Source organism: Akkermansia biwaensis, from assembly GCF_026072915.1.
In the GTDB taxonomy this organism is placed as follows: Bacteria; Verrucomicrobiota; Verrucomicrobiia; order Verrucomicrobiales; family Akkermansiaceae; genus Akkermansia; species Akkermansia biwaensis.
Window position 1 is genome coordinate 2,925,346 of sequence record NZ_AP025943.1, and the last position, 18,704, is coordinate 2,944,049.

Sequence of the window (18,704 nt, forward strand, 5' to 3'; positions counted from 1 at the left end):
GCTTTATGTCATTTTTGTAAAGCCGCTCTGCATCAGGCTCCACGGGATGACGCACCCGGCTTCCATGGGCACCACCTTCTGCCCGTATCCTTCATAAGCGTCCGGCACCAGCATTTCCCGCCTTTCCAGGCGCACCGTCTTGGCGGGCGGCGTGAGTCCGTACAGCGCGCACGCGTGGCCGGAAACAAATCCCTGCAGGCGGTCCAGCGCATCGTGTTCTTCAAACAGGGCGGCCAGGCGCGGCAGGGCGATGGGCGCGGTAAACACGCCGGCGGCGCAGCCGCAGGCTTCCTTGGCATGGACGGGATGAGGCGCCGAGTCACTGCCGAACATGAGGCGGGGATGGCCGGACAGGGCGGCTTTCAGCAGCGCTTCCCGGTCTTCCGGCCTTTTCGCGATGGGCTTGCAGAACAGGTGGGGGCGCAGCATGCCGCCCGCCACGTCGTCCAGCGTGATGAGGAGATGCTGAAGGGTGACGGTGGCCGCCAGGTTTTCAAATTCGTCCAGCAGCCGGACGGCGGCGGCCGTGGTGATATGCTCCATGCAAATAGTCAGCCGGGGAAATTGTTCCGCAAGATTCCGGTAGATGTCCAGGAATTCCGCTTCCCGGTCCATCACGAATCCGTGGGTTTCACCGTGTACCAGCAGGGGAATGCCCATTTCCTGCATCATGGCCATGGTGGCTTCCGCGTCCTTCATGGCCTTCACGCCGCCTTCGCTGTTCGTGGTGGCCCCCGCCGGATAAAGCTTGATTCCGAAGACCAGGTCCCTGAGCCGCTCCAGCTCCTTTTCCGTGTAGGAGCGGAAGAACGCCGTCATGTAAGGCTTGAATACATCGCCGCCGCAGGCGTCCATAATGCGGCCGCGGTAGGCCTGCACCGCCTCCGCATCCGCCACGGGGGGAACCAGGTTGGGCATGACGACCGCCCCGGCGAAAGAGGCTGAACTCAGCGGGGCGACCAGTTTCAGCATGTCGCCGTCCCTCAAGTGAAGATGCATGTCCAGCGGAGAGTGCAGTTCCAGAATCATGGGGGCATCATGCCGGAAGCAACTCTCGAAATCAAGCATGGTCCCCCGCCCGCGGGAAGGAAGCGGCAGGAAACGGTATTTCCGCAGAGAAATTCAGGAACGGCCGGTACCTTTCCTTTCCCATAAAATCAGGAGCAGCTGTCGCAGGAGCACTCCATACCGAACATGCCGAAACGCGGCAGCCGGGCACAAAAAAACCGCCCGGAGGCGGTTGTTTCTGCAAGGCAAGGTGGCGAAGCGGACGGGGCTCGAACCCGCGACCTCCAGCGTGACAGGCTGGCGCTCTAACCGAACTGAGCTACCGCTCCATAACCTTGACTGCCGTCCCCTGCCTTGCGGCGAGGACGTGAGGTTTATATACGCCCGAAAAGATTCTGACAAGAAAAAAGTTTATTTTTGCAACCGGAAACGGACGCCGGTGTTTATCATTAAAGATATTATCGTTTTAACTCTCTATTTATTTCAAAACGATAACAACTTCCCTGCATTATTTATTTTAGTTTGACAACTATTCACACCATTTGACATAACATCCGCATGATCCAACCTGCCGTAGATATTACCACCTCCGTCCACAAGTTTGAAACCATTCTCTACCAGTTTAAACGGGATAACCTGAATGAAGTGGACGAGAACCACTACCAGAAAATCATGGCGCTCTCCGTCCGCCAGATGAACGCTCTTGGCGCCCTCAACAGGCTGATGACCAACCGCCATGAGGGCATTCCTCTGAAGACGCTGGCCCACCACCTCCGCATGAGCGTCCCCTCCACGTCCCTGCTGGTGGACAGCATGGTGAAGAAGGGTCTGTTTGACCGCAAAGAGAACCCGCGAGACAGGCGTTCCCTCTGCATCCGCCTTTCCGAGGAGGGAGAATCCAGATTCCAAATGCTTTACAACGGCATGAAGAAGCGTCTGGATTCCCTGTTCGGCATCCTTTCCGAGCAGGACCAGGAAGATTTCTGCCGCATTGTGGACACCCTTTACAACCACGTCTATACCAAATAATACCATATGAACATACATACTCATGAACGGAAGATTCCGCTCCGCCTGCTGGCCGGTTCCGGCCTGCTTTTCAGCCTCATGATGCCGGGCTACTCCCAGGGAATGCCGGGGGCCCCCGCCAAGCCCAGCACCGTGCTCGTCCAGAAGGCCAGCACGATCGACAGCGCAGTAAACAAGAAGTACATAGGCCAGGTGGAATCCATCGACCGCGTCACCGTGCAGCCCCGCGTTTCCGGCAACATTGTGGCCACCAGGTTCCGGGAAGGGAACGTGGTCAGACAGGGCGACCTCCTTTTTGAAATAGAAGACACGCGCTACAAGGCTGCCGTGGAGGAGGCGGAAGCCAAGAAGGCGCAGCTGGAAGCCAAGCTTCTCTATGCCAGGAACAGCTTTGAACGCTACAACAAGCTGCTCGCCTCCAAATCCGTCTCCATGGACACGGTGGAAAACGCCAAAAGCACCATGCACGCGCTGGAAGCGGAAATACAGTCCGCGGACGCCTCCATCATCGTGGCGAAGGATGATCTGAATTATACCAGAATCACGGCCCCCATCACGGGCCGCACCGGGAGGGTCACGTTTTCCACGGGCAACTACATCACCCCCACTTCCGGCTCCCTGGTGACCATCACGGGCATTGAAGAGGTGTATGTAAAGTTTCCCATCAGCGAACGCGACTTCCTTTCCCTGTTCGGCACCCAGGACAACATGAAGAAGGAGGCCGTCGTCACCCTGACCCTGGCCAACGGCAAGGCTTACGCCCATCCGGGCAAGGTGTTCATGACGGACAACACCGTCCAGACCACCACGGACACGCTGAACGTCTGGGCCAAATTCCCCAACCAGGAGGACGTGCTGACGCCCGGCGGCGTGGTGACCGTCAATCTCTCCAAGAAAAATGTGGACCGCTTCCCGGCCGCAAACATCTCCTCCGTCATGCATGACGCCTACAAGAGCTATGTTTACGTCGTGAACGACCAGGGCGTGGTGGAACGCCGGGACGTCACGCTGGGCAACACGGTCAACAACGAGCAATGTTTCAGCTCCGGCGTCAAGGAAGGGGAAGTCATCGTCATCGACGGCATGCACAAGGTGCGTCCAGGCGCCAAGGTGAACCCCGTATATTCCACTCAAAACTGATGTTTCCATGATTGCGGACCTGTTTATCAAACGTCCCAAATTCGCCATCGTCATCGCCATCCTGATGGTGCTGGCCGGGTTGCTTTGCCTGGAAAAGCTGCCCGTGGCGGAATATCCGGAAATCGCCCCCACCAGCATCAACGTGCAGGCCACCTATACGGGGGCCAGCGCCCAGGTGGTGATGGAGACCCTGGCCTCCCCCATTGAGGAAGAACTCAACGGCCTGGAAAACCTGATCTACTTCTCCTCCAAGTCGGACAACACCGGCGGCTATTCCCTGTCCCTGACGTTCAAGAGCGGCACGGACTCGGACATCAACATGGTGAACGTCCAGAACGCGCTCAAGCGGGTGGAATACAAGCTGCCCAAGGAAGTGACGGACCAGGGCATCAAGATCAGGAAGCGTTCCTCGGACATCCTGGGCTTCTTCGCCTTCCGCTCCACCAACATGAGCTCCTTGGAGCTGAACAACTTCGTCAAATCCAGGGTGAAGGACGAGATCGCCCGCGTGCCGGGCATTTCCGCCATCAACCTGATGCCGGAAAAAAACTACAGCATGCGCATCTGGCTGGACGCCCTGCGCATGTCCGCCCTGAACATCACGCCGGATGACGTCTCCAACGCCATCAAGGCGCAGAACGTCCAGGCCGCCGCCGGTTCCATCGGTTCCGAAGGGGAAAACAACTTCATCCAGTACAAGGTGAACGTCACCGGCCGCCTGAAGACGGTGGAGGAATTCAGCAAGATCATCGTCCGCACGGGCCAGGACGGGCACGTCACCCGTCTGGACGACATCGCCAGAATCGAACTGGGCGCGGAAACCTACTCGGGCAGCAGCCGCAACAACGGGGAGGACTCCGTGAACATGGCCGTATACCGCCTGGACGACGCCAACGCCATGGAAGCCATGACCGGGGTGAAGGACGCCCTGCAGGAGCTTTCCAAGCGCTTCCCTCCCGGCGTTTCCTATGAGGTGAGCTACGACCCCACGCAGTACATTTCCGCCACCATGGCGGAAATCGTGGAAACACTCATCATCGCCCTCATCCTGGTGGTGGGCATCACCTACCTGTTCCTGCAGGACTGGCGCGCCACCCTCATTCCGGCCCTGGCCATTCCCGTCTCCCTGATCGGCACATTCGCCATCCTGTACCCGCTGGGTTTCTCCATCAACGTGCTGACCATGTTCGGCCTGATTCTGGTGATCGGCTCCCTGGTGGACGACGGGATCATCGTGGTGGAAAACACCATGCGCATTCTGGAGACGGAGGACCTGACCCCGGAAGAGGCCACCAAAAAGAGCATGCACCAGATTACGGGCGCCATCATCGCCACTACGCTGGTGACGGTGGCCATTTACGTCCCCATCGCCTTCTTCGGCGGCATGGTGGGCAACATCTACATGCAGTTCTCCGTAACCATGTGCGTGGCTCTCTGCCTTTCCGCCGTAAACTCCCTGACGCTCAGCCCCGCCCTGTGCGTGTTGCTGCTGAAGAACAGGAAGGAGAAGAAGCAGAAAAGGTTCAGCCTCTTCCGGCCCTTCAACGCCTCCCTGGAATGGGCGCGCCGGAGCTACATCAAGTGCGCCGGCGTCATGGTGCGCCGCGCGTGGCTCACCCTGATTCTCCTGGCCGCGGTCTTCGCCGCCAACTGGAAACTGTTTGAAACCGTTCCCAAATCCTTCCTGCCCAAGGAAGACAAGGGCACCGTCTTTTGCGACATCCAGCTTGCGCCCGGCGCCACCCTGGGCCGTACGGAACAGGCCCTGCGCAGTGCGGAACAAAAGCTCATGGGCATCCCCGGCGTGCGCCAGGTCTCCTCCACCTCCGGCTTCAGCTTCATGGGCGGCAACGGAGAAAACCTGGGCATGTGCATCGCCCAGCTTGATTCCTGGGACAAACGCAAGACTCCGGAACTCTCCGTGGATTCCATTATCCATCAGGCCTCCAACCTGTGCGACGAGATTCCCGCGGCCAAGGCCACCGTCTTCAGCCCGCCGGCCATCATGGGGCTGGGCCTGACCGGCGGCGTCTCCTTCATGCTCCAGGCCAGCGGGGATGAAACCCCCAAGGATCTGGAGCGGGAGCTGGAAAAACTGATCGACCAGATTGAAAAACTCCCGGGAGCCCTGTTCCCGCGCAGCTCCTATGAGGCGAACACGCCCCAGCTCTTCCTGAACATCGACCGTGAAAAGGCGCAGAGCATGCACGTGCCCGTCAACCGCATTTTCACCACGCTTCAGAGCAAGCTGGCCTCCATGTACATCAATGACTTCAACCTCATCGGCTACACGTTCAAGGTGAAAATGCAGTCCGCACCGGAGGACCGCACCACCATCAACGACATCATGAACACCTACATCCAGAACGACCAGGGCCAGATGGTGCCGCTCAGCTCCGTGGCCACCCTGTCGTACATGGTGGGGCCCCGCCAAATCGCGCGGTTCAACCAGCTCATGTCCGCGGAAGTGACCGTGCAGACCAGGCCGGGAACCAGCAGCGGGGACCTGATGAACCAGATTGAAGCCATTCCCCTGCCGGAAAACTACTCCATCACCTGGACGGACATGAGCTACCAGGAGCGCCAGAACGACGGAAAAATCGTCCTGCTGATGGGCCTGGCCCTGCTCTTCGGCTACCTGTTCCTGGTGGCCCAGTATGAAAGCTGGACGGTCCCCGTCTCCGTGATTGTCTCCGTATCCGTGGCTCTTCTGGGCGCCCTGCTCGGCTTGCTGATCTGCAGCACGCCCCTGAGCATTTACGCCCAGCTCGGGCTGGTCATGCTCATAGGCCTGGCCGGGAAGAACGCCATCCTGATGGTGGAATTCTCCAAGGCGGAGCGCGAACACGGCGTTCCCATCCAGCAGGCGGCCCTGGAAGGCGCGCGGCAGCGTTTCCGCGCCGTGATGATGACGGCCATCTCCTTCATCATCGGCGTATTCCCGATGGTGATCGCTTCCGGGGCGGGAGCGGAAAGCCGCAAGGCCATCGGCATCACCACCTTCTATGGAATGATCCTGGCCACGATCGTGGGCATTCTATTCATTCCGGCTCTGTACTCCATGTTCCAGCGCTACCGGGAATGGGTGAAAAACCTGTTCTCCGGCAAGGCCGGCTAATGGGTCTCCGGGATCTCCCATCCGGACGGAGCGGCTCATCCGCTCCGTCCTTTTTCATTTCCGGAATTTGTAAATTCCACCATTTTCTTAAAAAGAAATAAAATCTGAAAATCTGCGTGTGACGCAAAAAAACCCCGGCTTTTCCTGCTCCCGAAAAAAGGCGCTGGTCTTTTTATCTTGCACGCCAGTTTGGTCCCATGATAATGCCCCGTACTATGAAACAGACTCCACTCGTTCCTCTCATCATGGCATCGGCCGCCCTCCACGCCCAGGCAGTCCCGGCCCCCATGGAAGTGACCGCCCACGAGTCCGCAACCATCTGGACACAGGGCTACGGAGTCGGAAACGGCAGGCTGGGAGCCCTTTCCTATGGAGAATTCCCCAAGGAAATTCTCGTCCTCAATGAAGAAAGCATCTTTGCCAAGTCCAGCATTGTCCCCAGGGAGGGTGCGGCGGAAGGCCTGAAAGAGGCCAGGGAATGGTGCGCCCGCGGGGATTATAAAAAGGCGGACGAAACTTTCCGCAGGAAAGTCCTGTCAAACAAATCCTCCTCCGGCAGTTACCAGCAGGGCGGCCTGCTGGACGTCCAGTGGCAGGACCTCCCCCCTTCCACTTCTTTCTCCAGAAAGCTGGACATGAAACACGGGAAGGCCCAAATGGACGTCCATTTTGCGGACGGGGCGCTGAAAACGGAACTGGTCGCCGCTCCCTATGCCGACTGCATCGCCTACCGCATGACCTGCACACTTCCCAAGGGCTGCACCGTCACCCTCTCCCTGCGCCATCCGGACAAAAAATCCGTCATCACTCCAGCCAGGGACGGATGGATTCTCCAGGGCCAGGGCCACAACGGAGGCACCCGCTTTGAAAACGCTGTCAGGGTGCAGGCCATCGATGGACACGTTTCCCAGGACGGCGGCATTCTCAGGATAGACAACTGCAAGGAACTGCTCGTTCTCTCCTCCACGAAAACCGACTACAACAGCCGGGAACCGGACAGTCCACTGAAAAACAACCTGGCAGACCTCAACCGGAACATTCTGGACGCCGCTTCCAGGGCAGGATGGAAAAAGCTGGAACAGGAAACGGCCAAATACTTTTCCGAACGCATGATGCGCTGCCAGGTGGACATTGGGGACACGCCTGCCGAAATCGCCCAAAAAACGACCCCCGAACGCATCCAGCTGGTCAAACAGGGAGGCAAGGACCCGGACCTGATTGAACAGCTTTTCCAGTTCGGCCGCTACTGCATCATTGCCAACACGCGCCCCGGCGCGCTGCCCTGCGGCCTGCAAGGGCTGTGGAACCCGGATCTCAACGCCGCCTGGAAGGGGTGCTTTTTCCTGAACATCAACTGCCAGATGAACCAGTGGCCGGCCGACGTGACCGGACTGGGGGAATACCACCGTCCCTTCCTTGAATTCGTGGTCAGCCTTCAGCCCGGCGGTGAAAAATTCGCCCGCTTCCTGAAACTTGACGGCTTTTGTTTTGGCCACAACGTGGACTGCTGGAAGGAAACCTACTACATCGGGAGCGTACCCGAATACTCGGCCAGCCTGATGAATGGGGCGTGGGCCTGCGCCCACCTGATGGACAGCTACCGCTTCACGGGGGACAAGGCATTCCTGAAAAAATCCCTTCCCATCCTGGAATCCAACGCCCGGTTCATCATGTCCTGGTTCCAGAAAGACGGGAAAGGGCGCTATATCTCCGGTCCGGGGACTTCTCCGGAAAACGTCTTCAGAGTCCAGGATGAAACAGGAAAAAAAATCAGCCTTTCCGTCTCCAACGGCTGTTCCCATGACCTCCTTCTCGGCAGGGAAGCCCTGCGCAACTACATCACCGCGTGCCGGGAACTCGGAATCAATACGCCCGTACTGGCAAAAGCCCGCCAGTTCCTGCCGCGCATTCCCCAGCCGGCCATCGGGAAGGACGGCCGCATCCGGGAATGGCTGGAACCCTTTGAGGAAGTCCAGAAGGGCCACCGCCACATCAGCCACCTGTACGGCCTGTTTCCGGGAAATGAATGGGATGTGCTCAACACCCCCGAATACGCCGCCGCCGTCAAGAAATCCGTGGACTACCGCCGCAGCTTTACCGGAAAAAACGGCATATGCACCGGATGGAGCACCGCGTGGCTGATCAACATGTACGCCACGCTCGGCTGCGGCAACGATGCGGAGGAACGCATTTACACGCAGTTGAAAAAATACATCAACCCCAACCTGTTCGACATGCACCCCCCCTACCAGATCGACGGCAACTTCGGCATGGCGTCCGGCCTGGCCCAATGCCTGATCCAGAGCCAGGTTGAGCAGCAAGGCTACCGCGTCATCATGCTCGCCCCGGCGCTGGCCGACTCATGGACGGAGGGTTCGGCCACGGGACTCCGCACCCGCGGGGGTCTTACGGTCAACCTGTCCTGGAAGGACGGCGGCATCAAGGCCACGGCCAAAGCCTCCCGTCCCGGAAAATTCCGTTTCATGCACCAGGGCAGGAAAAAAGATGTGGTCATGAAAGCGGGGGACAGCGTCAACATCTCCTTTTAATCCCTCCTGCCTTAACACAGGTAAAGGCGGCCATGCCTCGTTCACCCCGGCGTCCCCTCTGGCCCGGCAGGTATGGCCGCCTTTCAGTGCCGTACCGGATGAAACGGAAGGCCAGCCCGGAGCCGCCGGTGCGTGCCCCCTTCCCTTCGGCAAAGCTTCCGTTCCCTGTCCACAGAATAAACGGTAAAAGGGGACCATCTCCTGAGGAAAGCGGCACAGAACCTGCGTTTCTTCCAAATCCCGCCTGCTCCGTGCAGGAAACCGGGGAATGCATTTATTCCACCCGCACGGTCTGTTCGATCAACTGGTCCAGACGGGCCGCTGAAACGCCTCCCACCATCTCACGGAGCTTCATTCCCTCCAGATACAGGACCGTCAGCGGAACCGCCTCCAGATCGTACTTGCGGGCCAGCTCCGGATGCGCGTCCGCGTCAATCAATACGGCAAAGGCCTTCCCATCCTGCGCCTCGGCATAGGATTTGACCGCCTGGACGTACTGCATGGCCTGGGAACTCCACGGGGCGTAAAAGACGACCAGCACCCTGCGCCCGGAAAGTTCCGTCAACTGCCGCATGTCCTCCCCCCGGTAATCCATCCATGCGGGTTCCTTCTTTTTGGGGGCGGAAGGCGGCAATACCTGTCTGGGAGGGTCAAAATTCCGCTCCAGCGGACGCGGAGCGGGCTTCTTCTCCGCATAGCGGGAACGCCGGTCATTGGAATCGTCGCAGCCGGCCAGTGCGGCCAGCAACAGCCCGCTGATCACTATAAACGCTCCCTGCCTCATCACGGAGGCAAGTATGCCCGCGAAAGGCGAATTTGCAAGACTGAACCTTTCCATCAGGATTCCGCGTTTTCGCGGTTGCCTTGACCGTCCCGTCTCTGTTATGGTAGTCACTGAATGAACAGCGTGCCGCCACTGGAATTTGGAGGAATGTCCCATTGGGCGGCCCTGGCCGTTCTGCTGGCGGCGGGCCTGTGCCTTGTGGAACTGGGGCAGTCCTACAAAAAATCCGTCAGAAACCGCACGACATTCTGGCTGGGGACCGCATGCCTGTTGAGCCTGGTTCCGGACCTGATCGCCCTGCTTGCCGACGAACCGGACAAATCCTGGGAGTGGTTGCTGCCCCTTCACTTCTGCTCCGTGATGCAGGTGGCGTGCGCCCTGAGCCTCTGGATACCTTCCCGCATTCTGCGCTCCATCGTGTACTACTGCGTGCTGTGCGCCACTCTTCAGGGGCTGGTGACGCCTTCCGTGGCCCACGACTTCCCGTCATGGACGTACTTCGCCTTCTTCTTCTCCCACGGCGTTACGGTCATTGCGGCTCTCTACCTGCCCCTGGCCCTGCAATGGAAGCCGGCGCGGTGGGACTTCCTGTGGGCCCTCCTCTTCGCCAACCTGTATCTGGCCGCGGTGCATCCCGTCAACAAATTCCTGGGCACCAATTACGGCTTTACGGTCTCCACGCCCGCCTCCGGATCCGTGCTGGACCTGCTGGGGGCGTGGCCCTGGTACCTGCTGTGGATGCAGATTCCGGCCCTGATCCTGATGTACCTGCTCACACTGCCCTTCCGCCATTATCCCAAGGGCCGTACGGGCAGTTCCCTGTTCCGGAACTGAAAAACTTACGCAGAAAAACATCCCTGCCATCCTGCATCATCATCCTTCCATGTTTCCATACCTCTACCTGTTTCTCCCCGCCGGAGCGGTCTTTTACTTCCTTCTTCACCTCTTCCCGGGCATCCCTGCCCATCCTCCCGCGGCGCAGCCTTCCGTTCCCCTTCCCTCCGGCTACGCCCTCTCATGGAATGACGAATTCGGAGGCGCGTCCCTTGACATGGAAAAATGGTTCTACCGCCAGACCGGGCCGCGCCACGACGCCGTAAACACCCCGGAGGCCGTCTCCGCGGGCAACGGAATTCTAAGCATCCGCACCTATACGGAAAACGGCAAGCATCATACCGGAATGATCGCCACAAAAAAGAAAAGCCTGGACCGGACATACGGCTTTTACGAGGCTTCCATTGAGTTCACCGGAGACAGGAATGCCTCTTCCGGCATGTGGTCCGCCTTCTGGCTCCAGAGCGACACCATTTCCACCGTGGGCAACACGGGAAAATACGGCACGGAAATAGACATTGTGGAATACAGGCCCAACCCCGCCAACGGATATGAAACCAACCAGGCCATCCACTACCACGGCTACGGGGAACACCACAAATCGGCGGCAAAACAGCACAAAATCGGACTTCTGGAAGGCTATCACACCTACGGCGTGCTCCGGACGGCCGGAGGATACACGTTCTATATGGACGGAAAGGAAGTCTGGAAAACGCAGGAAGCCCTGTCCTGCATTCCGGAATACATCATCCTGAGTTCGGAAATCCGGGATAAAAACTGGGCAGGCGACATCCCCGCAAACGGCTACGGCAGCAGGGACAAAAGCCCAACGGCCATGAACGTGGACTACGTGCGGGTTTACTCCCTGCCCGATTCCTACCGGACCGCGCCCGACGGAAAATGGAGCGACCGCCAATGGGAAACCGTCCTGCCTTCCGGCAGGAAAATCGCCCGGCTGGCGCCCCCGGACGGAGCCAACGTCTGGTTCAACAGGGAAAGGACAAGCAGCCTGCTTCTGGACCGAGACGCCGTCGTGGACTCCCTCACCGTCGGGAAAGGAAAATTCTTCCACCTGGAAGGCAGGGATAAAACGCTGGTCGTACGGAGCGGAATCGCCGCGCTGGAAAGAATAGATATGGTCTTTGACACGAAAATGGCGCTTGAAGGCGGCGATGTCGCCTGGACTCTGTTTGAACCCTATTCCTCCTTGTGCGCCAACGGCCCCGTACACGGAAAAGGCAGCCTGATCCTCCGCTGCGGCAGCGGAACACTCGTGAACTCCACGTTTCTCTTCAACGCCCCCGTCACCCTCCAGGGGGAAATGGACGTGAAAGGGCAAGTCGCTCTCGGTCCTTCCGGGAGCCTGTCCATCTCCGGCAAAACCGTTTTCCGCCGGAATTCCCGTCTTGTCGTTCATCTGGACGGCAAAAATGCGTCTCCCAAAATAAAGGCGGAGGGAGGGCTGGAACTGGAGAAAAACGTTTCCCTGTACCCCGAATTTTTCTATGTCCCGGAACCGGGCGACCGGATCATCCTGGCGGACGGCCTTAAAAAGACCGCCGGGGGAACTTTCTTCAACCTGCCGGAAGGCCGCGTTTTTGACGCTGAAATATACCGTGATTCCCCGTTGAAAACCTCGCTCGCCGGAAAAGCCTCCCTGCGCATCCATTACACGGATACGGGAATTCTGCTGACGGTCCTCTCCGTGGACAAAACGGCCCCCTCCCGTTAAAATCCTTCCATCATCCCCGGAAAAAGGCCCCCTTCATCCGTCCCGGACCGGGATGAATAAATAAGGGAAAATCTCCCCAGAACGGAGCCACTCACCCTATCCACCCTATCCACCCTATCTCACGATCGGCTTGAGCACGCCCAGATAGGTATCCGCCGTGCCCGTCCCGGGATAAATGGAATCTATCCTGATCCTGATGGTATGCACGGGAGCCTTGTAATACGGGGGAATGACAATCTGCGGCGTCCAGTCGTCCCGCAGGGTGGCGTCAAAAGTGTACTCCCCGTTCAGCGTTACCTGGACGCTTTTGGGACGGCCGAACATGGAATACGCAATATTCGGATGACGGCGAGCCTCCGTATCGTTTTCCGGCAGCGTTATCGGGGAAATTCCTGATTCCAGCATGATTCCCAGCAAACGGCCCGGATTCTTAAGCTTCACCTCCAGGGTTTCCCCCTGCCCGTCTCCGGAAACGCCCTCCGCCCAGTATCCCTGGCCGTGTTTCAGATTGTCCGGGGAGCAGGGATTGCCGTAAGGGTCCTTTTCCAGGGTGGAACTGGCCGTAATGTCGTACTGGTCCGTCAGGGAACCCTTCTCCCCGCGGATGGTGACATGGCCATTCTTGTCCAGCGTCCAGCCTGGGCCGGGAGTCAGCACCACGGAGGGCGCGTACGGACGGCCGTCCGCCCCCAGCAGGGACCAGGTATAAACGCCTTTGGGCGTCGTGACGATGGACTTGGCATCGGCGGAAGGGTCCAGCTTCACGGACTGGTTGGTCATCTCGGAACTGTACACATTCACCACCGCCCTGGGCGTTCCGCCCGTCCAGGTCATGACGGGAGAAGTGAGCAGCGTCAGGCGCGGTTCACCCATCCTGACTTCCGTTCCTGGGGTGATGCTGATATCCTGCGTGTAAGGCACGGAAAACTGAAAAGTCAGCACGTGCGTTCCCGGCTTATTGGGAACCTGGGCCACCAGCCAGTGGGCAATGCCGGCCACGGGAGCCATGGTGGGCGCGTCCGCCTGCTGGTGGCGTCCCTCGGTAAGGGAGGAATCGCACTTCAAATCGTCCACGGACGCCACGGCATCCAACACCGCCTTGGTGAAGGGAAGATTGCGTATGGGCTCCGGACTGGCGGCGTTGGCCCGTTCATCAGGAGGGTTGTACCGGAACGGAACGCCCACGGGAATGGTTTTCCCCTTGATGCCTTTGGGAATGTCCAGGGCACAGGTATAAATCAGGAAAGCCTGGTGCTGCTTCAGGGCAACGGTCAGGTCCAGGGCCTCCAGGCGGATGCCGTCCGCCTGCGTCAAATCCATGGGAACCGGCAACCCGGGCACCGGGGCTATGCTCTGGACCGCGACATGGCGCGGAGCATCCTGCCGGGTCTTTTCCCCAGCGGGCTGTTCCTGAGGCGGCGGCGCGGCGGCCATGCACGGCGCACAGCCCACGGCGCCGGCCAGACAAATGAGAGAAGCCAGTCTCATGCCGTTAAAATAATGTCTCTTCATCCGTTCATCAAGGTTCATTTTCCGGACCGCCGGAGTCCGTCCGCTTGCCTCCGCCCCTCTTTCAATCCGGAATAACGGAACGGGAACGAACCTTCGACAGAGAATCATGAGCAATTCCCCGGGCCGGAGGCTGGAAAAACTTCTCCCTGTTCCGGACTTTTCCGACCGCCCAATCCGGCGTCATGAAAAAGGAGATAGGAACAGCCCCCAATCCCTCCATGAACACAACGGTCTCTTCCTGGCGGGGACCGGAAAGGAAAATGTCTTCCCCTTGAGCCTGCCGCCGGCCGGCGCTGAACATGTCTTTCATCACATAAAAATCCGTTGCCCCAAAAAATGCCGCCCGAACGGAAGCCTGTTCCTCTTCGGCCACATCCGGAGAGAAAACAACATACAGGATGGACAAGACTCCGGTATTTTTCCCGACCTCATCCAGGGAATGGCAAACCTTCCCCCGGTAAAGAAAAATACAGGGACGTCCTTCCTCCGGAAGAGGATTTTCCGCAACGATGAGCGTATCTTCCAGGGCGTCTTCCAACTCTTCACGATCCACTGCACAGGGCAATCTGCCGGAAAAACAAAAATTCGGCGCCGCAAGTGTATGGGGAACCTTCATCAGGCGGCCGCTCCTGTAGCTCCATTGATACCGGACGCGCCCCATGTCGGAATCCCGGGAAAAAGGGTCCTGAAGCCATTGGCCGCCCTCTTTTCCTTCCGCCGTTCCGGTTCCGAGCCGGCCAGGATTTTTCCATTCCCGCGAAAGCCGCGTCCCGCGGCTCCTTCCCTGAGGAGTGACGCCACACCCGTAAACAGGACCGCGGGCTTCGGGAAAGGGTTCCGGCAGAGCAACGCCGGAATCGGCGGCTCCCCAGCAGAACAAGAGAAAAATTACAGGGTAGTTCATGTTAGATAACACTATATCCATCTCATTAATAACATTCAAGGAATAATCTTCCTTCTCCGGAGTCGGACCAGCCCCCCTCATCCGCCTTCCACGTAAAAAAGCACTCCCGCCAGCCGTCCGCCGGAAATTCCGCCGTCCGGAACCGCTGCCGTTACATAGCTCTTTCATGATGAAAGGAAGCAAGGGAAAAGAAGAAAAAACGTTCCCGGAAGAGCATTCCCGTCAAGCAAAAAAAGTTGAATTCGGAAGACAAAAAAAATGTCCGCAAGACCGGACGGAAATCCCTTGGAAACAACGCCAATACTACCATATGTGGTATGCATTAAAAATATCCGTACAATATTTCCTTTTCATCGCGATTTTTTTTCAGTAGATAATGCAAACGTTACGCGCCGCCCCCAACACCGCGACGAAGCAACGCCCTCAGTACCTTTCACTTCGCAAACCATGACTACTGACAACTCGCAAATTACGCTCAAATTACGCACCGGACAGGAAATCATCCTCCCCCCCAGGAAGGACCTGCTGGGCGGCCTGAAGTTCACCAGAAGATTTTCCCATAACGAGGTTCATCCCTACGATGAAGTGGACTGGGCGCGGCGCGACGTCCGCATCATGGACTGGAAGACCGGAAAAACCATTTACGAGCGCCTGGGCCTGGAAGCCCCGGCCCACTGGGACGACAACGCCGTAAAGATCACGGCGGACAAATACCTTTTCGGCAGCGAGCCGGGCTCCCTGGAATACGAAGACAGCTTCCGCAACATTTACGACCGTATTTCCAACACCTACACCGTCTGGGGCTGGGAGGAAGGCTACTTTGCCACGCTGGAGGACGCGGAAATCTTCAATGAGGAAATCAAGGCCATGCTCGTCCAGCAGATCTGGGCGCCCAACTCCCCCGTCTGGTTCAACATCGGCCACTGGGAGCAGTGGCGCTGGGGCCGCCCGGACCTGCGTGAAAATTATACCGGCCACGGCAACAAGGCCTACCATGCCAAGGGCTCCAAGAACAATCTGAAAACCTACACGGTGCAGTCCACCTATGAATATCCGCAGTGCTCCGCCTGCTTCCTGACGGAAGTGGGGGACAGCATGGAGGACATTCTGGACCACCTGACCACGGAAGGCCGCATCTTCGCGTCCGGTTCCGGCGTGGGCATCAACCTTTCCACCCTTCGCTCCTCCAAGGAACCCATCAGCGGCAAGGGCCGTTCCTCCGGCCCCATCTCCTTTGACCGCGGCTGGGACCGCATGGCAGGCGCCATCAAATCCGGGGGCAAGACGCGCCGCGCCGCCCGCATGGTGCTGATGTTCAGCGATCACCCGGATATTTTCGAATTCATCAACACGAAAAACCGCCAGGAAGACATCGCCAAGGTGATTCTGCGGGAGCACAACGTGCATGTGGAACTCAAGCAGATTGCGGAAACCAAGCTGGTGGCCGGCACCCCTGCGGAAAAGGCCGCCGCCCGCGTCATCCTTTCCCTGCCCCTGGCCACCAAAAACAGCTTTGACCCCCACATGGACGCCCTGCTGTACGGGGAAACGCTTTCCCATCAGAACGCGAACCACTCCGTTTCCGTAAAGGGGGACTTCTGGCAGGCGCTGGCCAACAACGGCAACACCTACACGCGCTGGGTCACGAACCCCGCCCACATCGAACAGACCTTCCGGGCCCAGGAACTGCTGGAAGCCATGGCCAAATCCATCTGGGAAAACGGGGAGCCCGGCGTGCACAACAACGACGTGATCAACCTCTGGAACCCGGTCAAATCCATCGGCTCCATCACCACGTCCAACCCCTGCTCCGAATACGTCTTCCTGAACAACACGAGCTGCAACCTTTCCTCCTTCAACGCCTACCGCTTCCTGACGAAGGGTGAGGACGGGAAGCCCGTCTTCGACGCGGACGCCCTGACCCACGCCGCGCGCCTGGCGATGGTCTGCGCGGACCTGAACGTGGAACGCGGCGGCTTCCCGATTGAAGAAATCGCGGAAGGCACGTACAAGTACCGCACCACCGGCATCGGCTTCGCCAACGTGGGCGGCTCCCTGATGGCCCTGGGCGTGCCGTACGACTCCGACGAAGGCCGCTGGATCGCCTCCCAGCTTTGCAGCGCGCTGACGGCGGCCTGCTGGACGGCTTCCGCGGAAATGGGAGCGGAACTCGGTTCCTATGTGGAATATCCCGCCAGCAAGAAGGACCTGCTGGCCGTGCTGCGCCTGCACCATGCGGCCCAGAAGCTGGCCGTCGCCCTGCCCGCCCAGAAAGACGTCAAGGCCCTGGACGACATGATCGACAACATCATCGCCAATGCCGGAGGCGTCCTTCCGGAAGCGCAGGGGCTGACCGCCTCCTACGCCCTGCATGCCTACCTCAAGAGCTTCAAGGCGCCCACCCAGATGAACAAGGAGCGCATCGCCCCCGCCGCCAAACTGGCGGAAGCCGCCTCCGCCATGTGGGCCAGGGCGGCCAAGGCCACCGCGCACCGCAACGCCTTCGTTTCCGTCATGGCCCCCACGGGCACCATTTCCGCCCCGCTGGGCTGTTATGATGAAGGCACCACCTCCATCGAACCGGACTACACGCTGGTCAAATGGAAGCAGCTTGCGGGCGGCGGCTCCCTGAAAATGTTCAACCGCCTGGCTCTGGAAGGCCTGCGCTCCCTGGGCTATCCGGAAGACTTCGTCAATGAGGCCGCTCTGGAAGTAGCCGGCCTGGACGGCCTGATTTCCGCCTTCCAGGGGAATATGGACTCTGTCGTCAACCAGCTCATCATCGACCCCTGCAACGATCAGGCGGGCCCCGTGCGCCTGGCGTGGCGCCGCCTCCTCTCCGGAACGGAATCCCGCAGCGAAATTCAGGAAAAGGTGGCCTACATCAGCAACCCGGCCAACATGTCCGTGCTGACTGCGGACGAACTCACCGTCGTGAACGGCGCGGCCCATATAGAATCCATCCCGTGGCTGGACAAGAAGGACCTGGCCGTCTTCGACTGCGCCGCCACCAACGGCAACGGCGTGCGCTCCATTACCCCCGCCGGGCACGTACTGATGCTGGGCGCCCTTCAGCCCTTCATCTCCGGCGCGTGCTCCAAAACGGTGAACATGCCCGTCTCCGCCACCGTGCAGGATATTTACGACTCCCTGATCATGTCCCACGAACTCGGCGTCAAGTGCATCGCCATCTTTCGGGCCGGATCCAAGGCAAACGCCGTGTACGTGGTGGACACGCCGGAAACGCGGATGTTCAAGGCCAACCACGTCTGGGAACAGCTCGTAGGGGCCGGATCGGAAGCGATTGACGAAATCATCGCGGAAGCGTCCAAGCCGCGCCAGCGCAAACTGCCCGGCCGCCGCCTGGGCCAGACCGTGAAATTCTCCGTGGGCGGCCAGCTCACGGGCTACCTGACGGTGGGCGTCTATGCGGACGGCACCTGCGGGGAAGTCTTCGGACGCCTGGGCCAGGTAGGCTCCTTCGCCTCCGGCATGTTTGAAGCGTACTGCAAGCTCCTTTCTACGGCGCTCCAGTTCGGCGTACCCCTCAAGGAAGTGGTGAAGGGCTTCCGCAACTACTCCTTTGAGCCCTCCGGCTTCTGCCGCGTGGGGGACGACACGGACGCGGACACCTGCACGGAAATCCGCTCCTGCGCGTCCGTCGTGGACCTCATCGCCAAAATTCTGGCGTGGCTCTTCCCGGAAAGCAACGGCTACCGCCTGCGGGACGTATTCTCCATCCCCAGCGTCAGCCTGCCCGGGCAAAGTCCAGACACCACGGTAAGCGTGCTGCCTCCCCGCATCATTACTACGCCGGCCCACAAGCAGAATCCGGTCCTGCCGGAAATTCCCGCCGGAAAAGCGCCGGAAGGCACCATGCTCAACGGAGCCTCCCTCTGCCCGCAGTGCCATTCCCTGGCCTACGTCCAGGACGGCAAGTGCAAATCCTGCCGCTCCTGCGGCTACAAGGACGGCGGCTGCGGGGAATAAAGCCCCGGAACACTTCCGTTCCATCCATTCATCAGGCGGAATCCGGACTTTCCGGGTTCCGCCTTCCTCATGCCCTTATACCGTATGGCACGGGCCGACTCTCC

General features: G+C 59.3%; 12 protein-coding genes and 1 tRNA gene. 8 read left to right on the plus strand and 5 right to left on the minus strand.

The window, feature by feature from the left end:
• Positions 1–3: 3 nt before the first annotated feature.
• Positions 4–1,029, minus strand: coding sequence for a dihydroorotase (gene pyrC / locus OQH67_RS12070; RefSeq protein ID WP_215436485.1), 1,026 nt, complete (start codon positions 1,027–1,029; stop codon positions 4–6).
• Positions 1,030–1,259: 230 nt separating this feature from the next.
• A tRNA-Asp gene (locus tag OQH67_RS12075) sits at positions 1,260–1,337 on the minus strand.
• Positions 1,338–1,566: 229 nt separating this feature from the next.
• Between OQH67_RS12075 and OQH67_RS12080 the strand changes: the two genes are divergently transcribed.
• The 4 genes from OQH67_RS12080 (at position 1,567) to OQH67_RS12095 (ending at position 8,844) form a co-directional block, all read left to right on the plus strand.
• Positions 1,567–2,037, plus strand: coding sequence for a MarR family winged helix-turn-helix transcriptional regulator (locus OQH67_RS12080; protein ID WP_215436487.1), 471 nt, complete (start codon positions 1,567–1,569; stop codon positions 2,035–2,037).
• A 6-nt stretch (positions 2,038–2,043) separates the two neighbouring features.
• Positions 2,044–3,177 carry an efflux RND transporter periplasmic adaptor subunit gene (locus OQH67_RS12085; RefSeq protein ID WP_215436489.1) on the plus strand — a complete coding sequence of 378 codons (1,134 nt, stop codon included), beginning with the start codon at positions 2,044–2,046 and terminating at the stop codon, positions 3,175–3,177.
• Between the two features lie 7 nt (positions 3,178–3,184).
• Positions 3,185–6,295: an efflux RND transporter permease subunit gene (locus tag OQH67_RS12090; protein ID WP_215436491.1), complete on the plus strand. Its 3,111-nt coding sequence runs from the start codon at positions 3,185–3,187 to the stop codon at positions 6,293–6,295.
• Positions 6,296–6,510: 215 nt separating this feature from the next.
• Positions 6,511–8,844 carry a glycosyl hydrolase family 95 catalytic domain-containing protein gene (locus tag OQH67_RS12095; RefSeq protein WP_215436494.1) on the plus strand — a complete coding sequence of 778 codons (2,334 nt, stop codon included), beginning with the start codon at positions 6,511–6,513 and terminating at the stop codon, positions 8,842–8,844.
• Between the two features lie 274 nt (positions 8,845–9,118).
• On the opposite strand, the gene OQH67_RS12100 is transcribed toward OQH67_RS12095, so the two are convergent.
• On the minus strand, positions 9,119–9,628 hold the full coding sequence (locus OQH67_RS12100) for a thioredoxin family protein (protein WP_251828206.1): 510 nt from the start codon (positions 9,626–9,628) through the stop codon (positions 9,119–9,121).
• Positions 9,629–9,775: 147 nt separating this feature from the next.
• Between OQH67_RS12100 and OQH67_RS12105 the strand changes: the two genes are divergently transcribed.
• Entirely contained in the window at positions 9,776–10,462 is a 687-nt protein-coding gene (locus OQH67_RS12105; RefSeq protein ID WP_215841572.1) for a YwaF family protein, read from the plus strand.
• Positions 10,463–10,511: 49 nt separating this feature from the next.
• Positions 10,512–12,194 carry a glycoside hydrolase family 16 protein gene (locus tag OQH67_RS12110; protein WP_215436503.1) on the plus strand — a complete coding sequence of 561 codons (1,683 nt, stop codon included), beginning with the start codon at positions 10,512–10,514 and terminating at the stop codon, positions 12,192–12,194.
• 114 nt (positions 12,195–12,308) lie between these two features.
• Here the strand turns inward: OQH67_RS12110 and OQH67_RS12115 are convergent, their stop codons facing one another.
• Positions 12,309–13,682 (minus strand): NADase-type glycan-binding domain-containing protein, encoded by a 1,374-nt coding sequence (locus OQH67_RS12115; protein ID WP_215436506.1) that lies wholly within the window; start codon positions 13,680–13,682, stop codon positions 12,309–12,311.
• Between the two features lie 85 nt (positions 13,683–13,767).
• Positions 13,768–14,610, minus strand: a complete 843-nt coding sequence (locus tag OQH67_RS12120) for a hypothetical protein (protein ID WP_215436509.1) — start codon at positions 14,608–14,610, stop codon at positions 13,768–13,770.
• 166 nt (positions 14,611–14,776) lie between these two features.
• On the opposite strand from OQH67_RS12120, the gene OQH67_RS12125 reads away from it, so the two are divergent.
• Both OQH67_RS12125 and OQH67_RS12130 read left to right on the plus strand, forming a co-directional pair.
• A complete protein-coding gene (locus OQH67_RS12125) occupies positions 14,777–14,983 on the plus strand; it encodes a hypothetical protein (RefSeq protein ID WP_215436512.1) in 207 nt (68 codons plus the stop codon).
• Between the two features lie 74 nt (positions 14,984–15,057).
• A complete protein-coding gene (locus OQH67_RS12130; protein ID WP_215436515.1) occupies positions 15,058–18,600 on the plus strand; it encodes an adenosylcobalamin-dependent ribonucleoside-diphosphate reductase in 3,543 nt (1,180 codons plus the stop codon).
• The last annotated feature ends 104 nt before the right edge of the window (positions 18,601–18,704 follow it).